Origin of the sequence: Bacteroides sp. 41_26 (genome assembly GCF_949740115.1) — a bacterium.
Lineage (GTDB): Bacteria > Bacteroidota > Bacteroidia > Bacteroidales > Bacteroidaceae > Bacteroides > Bacteroides nordii.
The window spans coordinates 75,599-89,896 of the sequence record NZ_CATJGZ010000087.1 but is presented as its reverse complement, the minus strand read 5'-3'; the positions used below and the strand labels follow the sequence as shown (position 1 = coordinate 89,896).

At 40.0% G+C, this 14,298-nt stretch carries 8 protein-coding genes; 2 read left to right on the top strand and 6 right to left on the bottom strand.

Features of this window, described 5'->3' with window-relative positions; all coding sequences use genetic code 11:
- Positions 1–5: 5 nt before the first annotated feature.
- Genes QX565_RS13260 through metG form a run of 6 tightly spaced genes read right to left on the bottom strand, consistent with a single transcriptional unit; the run spans position 6 to position 7,555 of the window.
- Positions 6–1,205: a glycosyltransferase family 4 protein gene (locus QX565_RS13260; protein WP_122201416.1), complete on the bottom strand. Its 1,200-nt coding sequence runs from the start codon at positions 1,203–1,205 to the stop codon at positions 6–8.
- Positions 1,202–2,098 carry a glycosyltransferase family 2 protein gene (locus tag QX565_RS13255; RefSeq protein ID WP_122201415.1) on the bottom strand — a complete coding sequence of 299 codons (897 nt, stop codon included), beginning with the start codon at positions 2,096–2,098 and terminating at the stop codon, positions 1,202–1,204. The genes QX565_RS13260 and QX565_RS13255 overlap by 4 nt, the downstream gene beginning before the upstream one ends.
- Before the next feature lie 30 nt (positions 2,099–2,128).
- The gene (locus QX565_RS13250; RefSeq protein ID WP_122201414.1) at positions 2,129–3,109 is read right to left on the bottom strand and encodes a glycosyltransferase; all 981 of its coding nucleotides are present in this window, start codon (positions 3,107–3,109) and stop codon (positions 2,129–2,131) included.
- Positions 3,106–4,044 (bottom strand): glycosyltransferase family 2 protein, encoded by a 939-nt coding sequence (locus tag QX565_RS13245; RefSeq protein WP_289292995.1) that lies wholly within the window; start codon positions 4,042–4,044, stop codon positions 3,106–3,108. Before QX565_RS13245 ends, QX565_RS13250 begins: the two co-directional genes overlap by 4 nt.
- 12 nt (positions 4,045–4,056) lie before the next feature.
- Positions 4,057–5,493 carry an O-glycosylation flippase gene (gene wzx / locus QX565_RS13240; RefSeq protein ID WP_279209240.1) on the bottom strand — a complete coding sequence of 479 codons (1,437 nt, stop codon included), beginning with the start codon at positions 5,491–5,493 and terminating at the stop codon, positions 4,057–4,059.
- A 22-nt stretch (positions 5,494–5,515) separates the two neighbouring features.
- Positions 5,516–7,555, bottom strand: a complete 2,040-nt coding sequence (gene metG, locus QX565_RS13235; RefSeq protein WP_025866873.1) for a methionine--tRNA ligase — start codon at positions 7,553–7,555, stop codon at positions 5,516–5,518.
- Between the two features lie 495 nt (positions 7,556–8,050).
- Here metG and QX565_RS13230 point away from each other — a divergent pair, with 495 nt between their 5' ends.
- Together QX565_RS13230 and QX565_RS13225 are read left to right on the top strand one after the other, a co-directional pair.
- Positions 8,051–10,117 (top strand): acetate--CoA ligase family protein, encoded by a 2,067-nt coding sequence (locus tag QX565_RS13230; RefSeq protein WP_195570130.1) that lies wholly within the window; start codon positions 8,051–8,053, stop codon positions 10,115–10,117.
- Positions 10,118–10,496: 379 nt separating this feature from the next.
- A complete protein-coding gene (locus QX565_RS13225) occupies positions 10,497–14,240 on the top strand; it encodes an nSTAND3 domain-containing NTPase (RefSeq protein ID WP_007482877.1) in 3,744 nt (1,247 codons plus the stop codon).
- The last annotated feature ends 58 nt before the right edge of the window (positions 14,241–14,298 follow it).

Genomic DNA, 14,298 nt, shown 5'->3' with positions numbered 1-14,298 from the left:
GAAGTCTACCTCATGAATGCTTTGAAAGCGTCCAGATATCGTTGACTGACTGTATCGATATTGATCTCTTCAAGAATAATTCTTTGCGACTCTTTTCGCATCTTCTCACAAAGTTCGGGAGATGAGAAAAGAGTTGTAATTTTTTCGGCCAGGCTGTTGGCATCCCCTGCTTTAAAGAAAAAACCGTTCTTCCCATCGGTTACCAGATCCCGTTCGGTACTGTCACATACAGAGCAGATGACCGGCATACCATAAGTCATAGCATCGTTGATAGAAAGCCCTCCCATACCAGCAAGTACATATACAGCAGATTCATTCATATAAGCTCCCAGCACTTCTGGTTTATAAACACTACCTGCAAAACGGATGTAGCTGCTCAGGTTCAGTTGCTCTGCCTGTTGCTTTAGGTTCTCCAGCTCCGGTCCGTCACCCACTATCACCAATTCTGTGTCCGGGAACTGTGCTATTACTTTGGGTAAAGCTTCTATCAGCAGGTCCACCCGTTTCCATTTCACCAGCCGTCCGATGTGGAGAATACGTCTTGGATTGGGAGGAAGGATAGAAGGGGCTGTCTGTACGTTTTCCTTTTCACGAAGCAACGCTTCTGTGTCGGTAGAATTATAAGTAACATGTATTTTTTCTTTTTCTACTCCATAGGAAGGGAGGATGTCGTATGCAGCCGTTGAATAATTAAGCGTTCCCGCCACTTTTGAATAACAATATTTGCGGATATGTGCTGTAAGCCATTGTTTGATGTAAAATGACATTCCGGTACTCTGCAACCGCATGTTTTCGTCATACATAGGCTGAGCCTTGAAAAACGCTCTTATCTTTCCATAGGGTGGAGTCTGGAATGGTATCTCACGGATGACGATTTTTGTTCCACAGCTCTTTACCGCTTTTCTTAGTTCCGGCTGAAAGAACAGTTGCAGGAAGTAAGGCCATCCCATTACAAGAATATCCGGTTGTTCCTTCCGGATAATTTCCGGCAGTTGGGGATAAGCTGTTTTCCCGTAAAACATCTTTTTTTCCGGGCTGGTGAGATGCTTATAAGAGCCACTTTCTACCATTTTTACTCCTTTGCCGATGTTGGCATTTCCTTTTTGTGGAGTAACAACTATGATATCAACACCTTTCGCCTGTAGCTTATTGAGCATGGCATTCAGATAATGGGGCATTCCGCCAAAGGTATAGAGTACTTTCATAAATGTAAATAATTAGCTTTTCTTTGACAACTTTGTTTTCGGAACCGGTTCACTTTGGAACTCTGTTTCAACAACCGGCAGGAGATAGCCAGGTAGGACAGTGCATCTTTGGGTTTTCCTTGTACGAGCATTTGCAATGCTTTTTGGATGCCTGCCAATATGCCGTATCCGAAGGCTTGTACAGACGAGTAGTTGATGTTGGCATATTCAGTAAGCAGGTATATTTGTTCCGAACGCATCCATACTTCGTGGCTGACTTTCCGGTTTTCCCGGTCATGACAACCGAATACTATGGGAGAGTATCCTACGAGATATCCGTGGTGTTTGAGGCGGTTGACGTAATCTTTGTCTTCTCCGTAGTGATAAAAAAGAGGTGAGAATCCTCCCACTGTATGGAGTACGGTAACGGGGATCATCCAAAAAGCGGCGTTGATGAAACTTGTTTGCACTATGGGAACTTCCTTGTTCAGATCACTCAGTTGCCGGATACCGGTGTAAGTACTGAATCCTTGTTCGGGCTTATCTCCGTTACCGGTCAGATGTACCGGAGAGAGGATACCATAAGCCGGATATTCCTGGCAAAGGTCTGCAAGTGTACCAATGGTTTGTGGGTCTATCCATGCATCCTGATTGAGTAGAAATACAGCATCATATCCTTCGCTGATGGCTATTTTCATTCCAATATTGTTGGCACGCCCAAAGCCGAGGTTCTCTTTGTTTTTGATGAGGCGTACTTCGGGATAACGCTGTTCAATGAGTTGGGTAGTAGAATCAGACGAGCAGTTATCTATCACTACTGTGTCAACCGGATGTACCGATTCACGCAGGCTGCCAAGACAGCGATCTATCCAGCGCTCAAAGTTGTAACTCACAATGATAACAAGTATTCTCATGGCTTTTTCTTTAATAGTTCACACGCAGAGTTAATCATGAAACGCTCTGTCATTAAAGCATTTATTCTTGTATGCATAGAAGCAGGGATAGAAGAATGCTCTCAGGTGATTGATCTTTTTTCTCGCTGCAATTTTGTCTTTATGTATCGTGCAGAACAGGCATAGTTTCAGGAAAGAAAAGAAACTCTTCCCCAACATAGCGTCCACAATGCGGTGTGCAGTATTTAGTTCTTTCTGCCCATTGCTCTCTCTATAGATATGGCGGTAGAATTTCTGCCAACTCTCTTTTTTTCTTAATGCCCGGTACGATTGATAACCTTTCAGATAGGGAAGGTAAGGTTTCGCTTTTTTATAGTTTTTCTGGTAAAAAAGGCTCATGGCTGATTCCTGATGTACCCGGTGGTTGGTCAGTATCTTATTACACCGGGCTACTCCTCCATAGAGTTGGGCATTGATAGCCAGCCACCAGTCATAGAGCACATTGTCGTCCCAGAAAGGAATCTGCTCTATCATACTGCGACGTAGCAGCATGCTATGTCCCGGTACGCAGTTGGAGAACAGCAGTCGTTCCAGGCTTTCGTTATTGTTGAGGCGGCGCTCTATATCATCTATAGAGTGATCTTGTGGTGTAGCGGAAAAAGAAAAACACATAGCTTTGTCTCCGATACAAGCCATCATCTCTTTAAGTTTGTCGGGATGCCAGACATCGTCCTGATCGGAGATAGAGATGAAATCACCTGTTGCGCTACAGAGTGCAGTATGGAAATTAGCATTGAATCCCAGGTTCTTCTCATTGATATGCAATCGGATAAAAGGATAGCGGGCTTGATACTCCTTTATGATTTTTGTTGTCCGGTCTGTGCTCTGGTCATCCTGAATCAGCAACTCGTGGATAGGATAGGACTGTTGTACAATAGAGTCCAGTTGTTCGCGCAGGAATTTCTCTCCGTTATAAGTACACATTACAACGGATACAAGAGAGAAAGAGGGACTGGTAGGAGAGGCTGTCATGTTCTTTTCTTTTTGTTTAAAATCCGGTTGATGGAGTATAAATCTTTTCCCGTACACCGGGAGAAGAAACTGAGTAGCAGAGAGGTGTACAATTTCCTTTGCAAAGGGTAAAGGCGAAAAGCGATGAAGAATTCTCTGCACATCAACAGGTAATTACCTGCATAGATAGCACCTACCATTCTTCGCTTGTGCCATGATGAAACGAAACGGCGTACACCTTTGCGGTGTGATGCCTCTTTAAACAGTCTGTCGAACGCTTCGTCCAACGGATTATTCATGAGTACTGGACGGATGTTTTTGCCTTCGTATATCAGATAGTAGATTGAAGTCGGTAGTTTGGAATAGGCAATGTCACAAACGGCATGGAGTCTGGCAAGCGTGATAACATCTTCGCCCGATGGAATGCCCACAGGGAATCCGCCTATTTTTTGTATTTCTCTTTTACGGACTGCATATGAACTCATATGGATAGGGAAGTCGGTTCCCGAAGCCATTTCGTAATAGTTGTCTATGATTCCTTCTTCTCCGCTGAAGGTGAATGGTACGGGTAGAATCGGAGTGGCGGGAGAGGTGTTTTCCCGGGTATAATAATAGGAAGTGCCGAATACACCGCATTCCGGAAATTTTCTTATCAGTCCTGCTATTACTTCCAGATGATTTTCTTTCCATTCGTCATCGGCATCCAGAAATGCAATATACTCAAAACGTGCTTCTTCAATCCCCCGGTTTCTTGCAGCAGATACACCTCCGTTCTTTTGGTGGATGAGGCGGATGAGTGGATTGTTTATTCGTTCGATGACAGAAACACTCCCGTCGGTAGAACCATCGTTGACAATAACTATCTCAAACTGCTGAAACGTTTGGGAGAGAACCGAATAGACTGCTCTTTCTATGTATCGTTCTTTATTATATAAAGGTATAACTACGCTTATCATCTTTCCTTCTCCCTACTTCTTCCTTTTCAAAAACTGTATGCTTTCTTTGAAAACAACAGAATTGCTTCCCCACATCAGCAAGGTATACAGTATAGCGGCTACCACTACCTTAGCGGTGAACAGCAGATATATGTTGCCGATACTGCGCGTTGCATAATAGGTGACAACCATTGTGATTCCTGCCAGGGCGGCAAAGGGGATAACGTCTTTCAGTGCATTCCAGAGACTGAGGCGGATTTGTTGCCATACAAAATAGTGCCATACCAGCATCCAGACAATATTGACAGTCACAAAGGCAACGATCATGGTATGTATACCGTAAGGATAAGCCAGTAAAATGACTATAATCTGAAGAATCCCCAAGGCAATTGTATTCCACATATAAATGTCGGACTTTCCTTTACTGATGATAAGATTGGAGTAGAGAGACAATATCGGCAGGAAGGCTCCCCAGATACACAATAATTGCAGGATAGGCACACTGTCCAGCCATTTATCAGTTACCGAAATGACAATAAGTTCATGAGCGATAAGTGCCAGTCCGAACATAGCCGGGAAAGAGATAAAGGCAGTGAAACGCAACATTTTCCGAAATACATTTCGTTGGCGTCCCGCGTCATTGGCTACCTCAGTAAGTACAGGCTGTGCTACGCCGCTAACCATACCTGTGATGAGCGAGTGCCCCATTGTGTTCCATTTGTTGGCTTGCGTGTAATAGCCCACTTCTGCTTCTGAGAAGAATTTACCTAACAGAACTGAGAATATATTATTATTGATTTGCGTGAAGATATTCGTAACCAGTATCTTGCTGCTGAATCCGAACATACTTTTCAATGGTCTGAAATCTATATTGAGTGTGGGACGCCAGGGAGAAAAGTGCCAGAAGCAGATGGTTACCACCAGAATATAAACCACACTTTGTGTAGCTATTCCCCAGTATGTCATTCCATTGAACGCCATAATTACGCCTATAATCCCGGAGAGGGTTAAAGCTATAATTTGTGACATTGCCTTTTGCTTTACCATCAGATTCTTGAATAAGACGGCATTGTGTGCGGTAGCAGAACTCGAGATCAGAAATCCGATGAACAGATAGCGTGCCAGTGGAACAAGTTCCGGCTTGTCGTAGAAATCGGCAATCAGCGGAGCACTTAAGAAAAGTAAAATGTACATGGTTATCCCTGTCAGGGTACTAAACCAAAATACTGCGTTGTAATCCTTATGGGTTACTTCCCGTTTGTTGGTCAGCGCATTGGTGAAACCACTTTCCTGCAAGGTACCGGCTACGGCTATAAAAATGGTAAGCATTCCTACCATACCATAGTCATCGGCATTGAGCAACCGGGCCAGAAATATCCCAAAGAACAGATTCAACAATTGCTGTATGCCATTGCTGAATCCGCCCCAGAATAATCCTTTAGCTGTCTTTTCTTTAAGTGATTCGCTCATGAATTATTTGGAATTATGAGAGCTATTTCACCTCACTGCCCGGCTTCACTTCGCGGCCCGGCATTACTACAGCCAGACTACCGTCATTATTTTCGGCAGAGAGAATCATACCTTCGCTAACGATACCTTTCAGCTTGCGTGGAGCAAGGTTGGCAATGAAGCAAACTTGTTTGCCAACAAGCTCTTCCGGTTTGTAGTGCTGGGCAATGCCACTGACAATGGTACGTGTTTCCAGTCCGTCGTCTATTTTGAATTGCAGTAACTTGTCTGCCTTGGGCACCTTCTGGCATTCAAGAACAGTACCTACGCGAATATCCAGTTTCATAAAATCGTCGAACTCGATGTTTTCGCGGATTGGTTTGGCTTTATAGTTGGCTTCTTCGTTGGCTTTCTTGGTGTCGAGCAGTCTCTGTACCTGAGCTTCAATCACGCTGTCTTCAATCTTCTCAAACAACAATTCCGGTTTGTTGAGCTGGTGTCCGGCGGCGAGGAGGTCGTCACGTCCCAGTTCTGACCAGTCGAAACTGTTCATGTTCAGCATCTGGCGAAGGCGTTCGGAACTGAAAGGCAGGAACGGTTCAAAAGCAATAGCCAGGTTGGCTACCAGTTGCAGAGATATATTGAGTATCGTTGCTACACGTTCCATGTCTGTTTTAGCCAGCTTCCACGGTTCGGTGTCTGCCAGATATTTGTTTCCGATACGTGCCAGGTTCATAGCCTCTTTCTGCGCATCACGGAATTTGAATACGTTGAGCAGCTTTTCTACTTCGGCCTTTACGTCGGCGAATTCTTTCAGCGTCTCTTTATCGTAATCGGTCAAATTGCCCTGTGCGGGAACGCATCCATCAAAGTATTTCTGAGTGAGCACCATTGCGCGGTTTACGAAATTACCATAAACAGCTACCAACTCATTGTTATTGCGTGCCTGAAAATCTTTCCAGGTGAAGTCATTATCTTTGGTTTCCGGTGCATTGGCGGTCAGCACATAGCGCAGTACGTCTTGCTTGCCCGGGAAGTCTTCCAGATATTCGTGCAACCATACTGCCCAGTTGCGTGAAGTTGAAATTTTATCACCTTCCAGGTTCAGGAACTCATTGCTCGGTACATTATCCGGTAGGATATAGCTACCTTCGGCTTTCAGCATGGCCGGGAATACGATACAATGGAATACGATATTATCTTTTCCGATAAAGTGGATCAGGCGTGTTTCCGGATCTTTCCACCAGGTTTCCCAAGAGTCCGGAAGCAGCTCTTTTGTATTGGAAATATAGCCGATGGGGGCATCGAACCACACGTAGAGCACCTTTCCTTCGGCTCCTTCTACCGGAACGGGAATTCCCCAGTCCAGGTCACGGCTCACTGCACGAGGCTGCAAGCCCATGTCGAGCCAGCTTTTACATTGGCCGTATACATTGGGGCGCCATTCTTTGTGATCTTCCAAAATCCATTGACGCAGCCATGCTTCGTGTTTGTCCAGTGGGAGATACCAGTGTTTGGTTTCTTTCATCACCGGTTTGCTGCCACTGATAGCACTCTTGGGGTTGATGAGATCTGTTGGAGAAAGAGAAGTACCACACTTCTCGCACTGGTCGCCATAAGCACCTTCGGAGTGACAGTGAGGACATTCGCCTGTGATATAACGGTCGGCAAGAAACTGATGTGCCTCCTCGTCGTAGTATTGTTCGGATGTTTTTTCAATGAACTCCCCTTTGTTATATAATTCTTTGAAGAAGTCTGAGGCCAACTCATGATGTGTTTTCGATGACGTGCGGCTATATACATCAAATGAGATACCGAACTCCTCGAAGGATTTCTTAATAAGGAAATGATAACGGTCTACCACATCCTGCGGAGTGATTCCTTCTTTCTTGGCACGAATCGTGATGGGCACACCGTGTTCGTCTGACCCGCCAATAAAAAGTACATCTTCTTTTTTCAGTCTCAGGTAGCGGACATAGATGTCTGCCGGTACGTATACGCCGGCCAGGTGCCCGATGTGAACGGGGCCGTTGGCATAAGGCAAAGCCGAGGTCACTGTGGTTCTTTTGAAGTTCTTTTCCATATTGTTATAGTGTCTTTTTGTTATAATCGGTTCAGTGAGTGTGCAAAGATAGTGACTTTTCTGCTCAATCTGCATAAAATCCTCTTTCAACTTTATTTCATAACACTGTAGGGGAGTGAAATAGATTTTCTGCCTGAACTTACATCTATTTAAGTATATGCTTTAAGCGTTACTTAATGTACCTTTTAAGTAAATAACCAGATACGTTTAAAGCAAACATTATCCATGTTTAAAGAATGGAAAACATCCGGGTGTTTTTTCTTAAAACATCCCCATGTTGTTATAGATAACATCCGGATGTTTTGATCAACAACATCCGGGTGTTGTTTGTCCTTACTCCGTGTTTGCTATCACTAATATATTGATATACTGTATTCCTATAAGTATATATCTTACCTGTCTTAAAAGGTATAATGAAAAGAATCTCTTTTATGTACTTTTTGTTCTGAAGAAACATTATATTTGTGCATTAATAACCGAATAATATACAGCCGTATGATTACAACTCAGTTGCTCCGCCCAGAGAGTATTGTCGTAGTGGGCGCATCAAACAATGTACATAAGCCCGGAGGCGCTATTCTGAAAAATCTTATCAGCGGAGGATACCGTGGTGAACTTCGTGCTATAAATCCCAAAGAAGCAGAAGTGCAGGGAATTCCTTCTTTTGCCGATGCAAAAGATGTACCCGATACCGATCTTGCCATTCTTGCCATTCCGGCCGCCCTGTGTCCGGATGTGGTTGAGACTTTGGCACGTGAAAAACAGACCCGTGCATTTGTTATTCTTTCTGCAGGTTTTGGCGAAGAAACGCATGAAGGTGCCTTGCTTGAGGAGCGAATTCTTGAAACGGTAAATAAATATGGCGCATCGCTTATCGGTCCCAACTGTATCGGAGTGATGAATACCTGGCATCACAGTGTGTTCAGTCAGCCTATACCACAACTCAGTCCGAAGGGAGTGGATTTGATTTCCAGTTCCGGTGCTACGGCGGTATTTATTCTCGAGAGTGCGGTGACGAAAGGGTTGCAGTTCAATTCCGTATGGTCTGTAGGAAATGCCAAACAGATTGGCGTGGAAGATGTACTGGGATATATGGATGAAACATTTGATCCGGAGAAAGATTCCGGAATTAAACTGCTCTATATAGAGAGTATCAGTGATCCCGACCGACTGTTGTTCCATGCTTCATCGCTGATAAAAAAGGGATGTAAAATTGCAGCGATCAAGGCTGGAAGCTCCGAAAGTGGCAGTCGTGCAGCTTCCTCACATACAGGGGCTATTGCAAGTCCCGATTCTGCCGTAGAGGCATTGTTCCGTAAGGCAGGTATCGTGCGTTGCTATTCACGCGAGGAGCTTACTACGGTAGGCTGTGTCTTTACTTTGCCGGAGCTGAGAGGTAAGAACTTTGCTATTATCACCCATGCCGGTGGTCCGGGAGTGATGCTGACCGATGCCCTAAGTAAAGGCGGATTGAATGTCCCTCGGCTGGAAGGTGAGGCGGCAGATGAACTGAAAGCCGGATTATTTCCCGGTGCTGCTGTAGGAAATCCGATTGATATCCTTGCTACCGGTACACCGGAGCACCTCCGTCTCTGTATTGATTATTGTGAAGAGAAGTTTGAAAATATAGATGCCATGATGGCCATTTTCGGTACACCGGGATTAGTGACTATGTTTGAAATGTACGATGTATTGCACGAAAAGATGCAGACTTGCCGTAAGCCTATTTTCCCTATTCTTCCGTCTATTAATACGGCAGGGGCAGAAGTGGCAGCTTTTCTTGCCAAAGGGCATGTGAACTTTGCAGATGAAGTGACACTTGGTACGGCTTTGTCGCGCATTGTAAATGCACCGCGGCCGGCAACGAATGAGATTGAACTTTTTGGTGTGGATGTTCCCCGTATTCGTCGCATCATTGACTCTATTCCGGCAAATGGATATATCGAGCCGCATTATGTGCAGGCATTGCTCCACTCGGCAGGTATTCCGATTGTTGACGAGTTTGTTTCGGGAAATAAAGAAGAGGTGATTGCTTTTGCCCGTCGTTGTGGATTTCCTGTGGTGGCGAAGGTCGTAGGACCTGTGCATAAATCGGACGTAGGTGGTGTAGTGCTGAATATAAAAGGAGAGCAGCATCTGGCGTTAGAGTTCGATAGGATGATGCAGATACCGGAAGCGCATGCTATCATGGTACAGCCTATGCTGAAAGGTACAGAGTTGTTCATTGGTGCCAAATACGAAGAGAAGTTCGGGCATGTGGTGTTGTGTGGATTGGGAGGAATTTTTGTGGAGGTATTGAAAGATGTTTCTTCCGGCCTTGCCCCGTTGTCTTATGAGGAAGCCTATTCTATGATTCACTCGCTCCGGGCTTATAAAATAATTCAGGGTACCCGTGGACAAAAAGGAGTGAATGAAGATAAATTTGCTGAAATAATAGTTCGTCTCTCTACTCTGTTACGGTTTGCGACTGAGATAAAGGAGATGGATATCAATCCACTATTGGCCACAGAAAAAGAGGTGATAGCAGTGGATGCACGTATAAGAATTGAGAAGGGAGAATGATATAGAAGGGAGAGGGGAGAATTGAGAAGGGAGAAGTAAGCTGCGCTATCACGCTGCATAGTACTTCTCCCTTCTCAATTCTTATTCCATCAGATTTTTCCTACTCGGGTTGTAATAGCTAACAACTTCTGCTCGCTTTCTTCAAAACCAGTTATTATTGCCACTTGTATCTAATTTCATTGTAAATTCGTTTCATGAGGTAACATAGTATCAGTTTTTAATTTTCCTTTGGTAAATTCAATAAATTCCTGGGAGTGTTCTGCCACAAAATATTCTACTAACTTCAAAAATGCTCAATCATTATAAATTCTACCTATAAATTTCAATCAAATAAAGTATAAATTGTTAACTTTATCGTCATATTTATTTTTATTTATGTATGGCTATAATTAGTAGGATTGAGAATGCTTTATTGCAGATTGATGGTGCACTATTTCAAGAATTGTGTAATCGATATTTGTATTATATTTATAACCCTAATTCCATTAATCCCGTTGGATCAGTAATTGGTAAAGAAAAGACCCGTAAAGGAACTCCTGATACTTTTTTTGTGAATCCGGAAGGAAAATTTACTTTTATTGAATATACAACAAAAGAACGATTAGGAAACTCTAAATCATTTTTCAAGAAGATAAAAGATGATGTCTTAAAATGTTTTGATGAAGAAAAGACTAGAATAAAACCAGATGATATTTCTAAAGTTATTATATGCCATACCGATAAATTAACGGCAGCGGAAGTTAAAGAACTTATTAATATTTGTTATTCTTATAATTGGCAATGTGTCTTTGAACAATATGGAATAAGTGACCTTGCTTATGGATTACTAAATTATCCTGGTTTGATTGAAACATATCTTGATATCAAGATTGGTACCGGCCAATTAATGACTCCTTCTGAATTCATCGATTATTATGAAAATAGAGAATTGAAATTAACTACTCCTATCAGTAACCAATTTCTGGGAAGAGAAGAGGAACTGAAACAAGGGCTAAAAAAGCTTTGTGAAAATAATATCTTAATCATATCAGGGAAATCTGGAGTGGGAAAATCCAGATATGCACTGGAAATCTGCAATTTATTTTCTAATTCCGATCCATCTTATAAATTCTTGTGCATTGGGAATAAAGGAATATCCTTATATGAAGACATTCATGCTTTACTGCCTGATTCACAAAATTATTTATTTTTGGTTGATGATGCGAATAGGATAGCCTCTCATTTAGATATATTATTATATCTATTAAAAGAAAAGCGTAAACACCAGGTGAAAATCGTAATTACTGTAAGAGATTATGCTTTCAATAAGATAAACGATCGTCTTTTTGAATTTAAGTCGGAAAATATTTTATTACACAATTTGAAAGATGAAGTTATTACTGACATCATAAAATCGTTTGGTATTGGAAACACATTTTATATAGAAAAAATTATTAATATTTCCCGAGGAAATGCAAGGATTGCAGTTATGTGTGTAATTCTTGTAAAACATAAGCAAAGCCTTGATTCACTGGATAATATATCCCAATTATACGAGATTTATTTTAGTGACTCATACAATCAAATTAAAGAAACAGATTCAAAAAATGCGTTGAAGGTTCTCGGAGTAATTTCTTTTTTCAGAACAATTTCCAAAGATAATATCGACACCAATGCCAGAATATTCTCAGTTTTTAAAATTGAAGAAGAAATCTTTTGGGAAACATGCTACAGACTCAATGAGAAAGAGTTTGTAGATCTTTTCGATAATCAGGTAGTAAAAATCTCAGATCAGATATTATCAACCTATTTGTTTTATAAGGTATTTTTTGATAGCAAAATTCTTGATTTTGTAAATTTAGTTAGATATTTTATTGATTTCGAAGCTAATTTCTATGATTCAATTGAGCCTTTAATCAGTGCCTTTGATTATAATAATATTCAAAATGAACTAAAGGCTATTTTGATGGATTATTGGCCTAATTTAAAACAAAAGGCTAATCATGAAACTATGATGAAAGTTATCAGCATATTTTGGTTCTGTTGTGAGGTACAATCCCTATCTTATCTCAAGGAATATATTGATGGACTGCCAACTGTTGAAAGCGAAAGATACATACTGGATTATGACCAAAATAAGATGAGCTTGAAAATACATAGAAAAGATCCGTTGACAATTCTAAGTCAATTTAAGATAACTTCAGACAATCTATTTTTATCATCATTAGAATTGATGTTTTCCTATATTAAGAAAAAACCACATGAAGCAGGATATTTAGTCTATTTATTAAAGGAAAATTATAATTTTGAAAAAGAAAACTTTTTATATGGTGATTATATACAACATTCCTTATTTGATTTCTTAATCGATCATATAAGTAAAGAAGGTTTTCAATCTGTGTTTTCTCAATTTTTCTTAGCCATTGCTCCTACTTTTCTCAAAACCCATATTACCAGTATAAAAAGTAGTGGTACGAAATTCAAAATATATAATTTTTGTTTGCCGGCTTCACAATCAATAAAAGAATTGAGAGCAAAAATATGGAATACTATTCATCAATTATACCTTTATTATAAAGATCAAATTTATCATATACTAATGGTTGTGGAGTTTCCACGAGAAGATGAAGCAAAGAAAATATGGAAATTTGATTCATCTATCGTACTATCGCAAGTGATAACAGGTTTTGATTTTAATGATTTTAAAGCTTGTGAATCAGTTAATCGCTATCTTGATTCTCTTGATTATTCTAAAATTTCCTATGAAAAACAATTCAGACAGAAAGCAACCAATAGAATTTATAAACTTTCCAAACTATTCACCAGAGAATATAGCGAGAAAGATTGGGAGAAAGATGAAAAATTGCGAAGACAGAAATTATTTGATTATTGCAAGAACTTTGACTTTAATGCATATGTTGATCTTTTTAATGATATATCAACTATTGATTCCCAAAGTTTCATAAAACATGATTATTCTGCTTCTTTAAGTCTTATTATTGCTGACATAGCTATAAAAGATACAGAACTCTATTTAAAATTTCTGGGATATGCTATTCAAAATTATAATTTTAATTATTCTACTGTTCCAATTATAAATGCCTATTTTGAGAAAAATCCTGATGATTATAAACCACTACTTGTATGTTTAGAGGATAATATTCATTCAAATAATAAAAACTGGATAACCCATTTCTATAGATTATTGCCCGACCATTTTATTAAGAATGATTACAAATACCTTATAACTTATTTTTTTAATGAAATAGTATTATGCGAGAAGAATTTATGGTGTTTGGAACAAATTTTATCCAATTATGGAGAATATCTGTCTTTGAAGGAACTACATGTGACTGCTATACATATTTTATATAATCGAATAAATATAGATAATACTATAATAGATATTGGTATTGATTTTTTCGATCATTCATTTAATCACTCAGTAGATATATTCGAAAAGTACTGTCAATTATATTATCATTGTAGAATGAATTCACAGCATTATGATTATTCGAATGATATATTGAAAAAGATAATTGAATACAACCCCGAAGAGATAGTTAATTTCTTTAAAACGGTATACAAAAATATTCAGAGTGTTCGTGATCTTGATGGCGAGCATTTGGAATTTATATGGCAGCTCGATAATTATGAAGAGATATTGATTCTTTCAATTGATTATTTTTTATCTCTGGATTGTTGGAATAACGATGAGTTGGTCAAAGTGTTCTTTACAAACTTGGGTAAAAACGAAGATAAAGCATATCAATTTATGAAAAAACAAATAAAAAGACACTACGATAATCGGAATTATATGCATATGGTGTTTATTGTTGTATCAAGTTGCTTAGGTAAATATAAATGTGAGTATATAAAACAATATTTGAAATTAAATCCAGATATTGAATCTTTTAAATATCTCGAACTATTTCCCATGTCATGGTCTATTATTGGGAGTGCTATTCCACATTATCAGCATCGCGTCAATGAATGGAGAGACATTCTTGAAGCTGTTAAAACACTTGATCCTGCAATAAATTATTTGGAGCATATTGAGCATTTAGAACTCCAAATGAAATATAGCCAGAAAGAGTTAGACAAAGAAGCAAAAAAGGAGTTTTTGGATAGATATATTTCATAATGTAAAGTTAAAGGATAGGTGCTCTTTATCAAACTTGTTAAGAAGTTCATAAATGTCT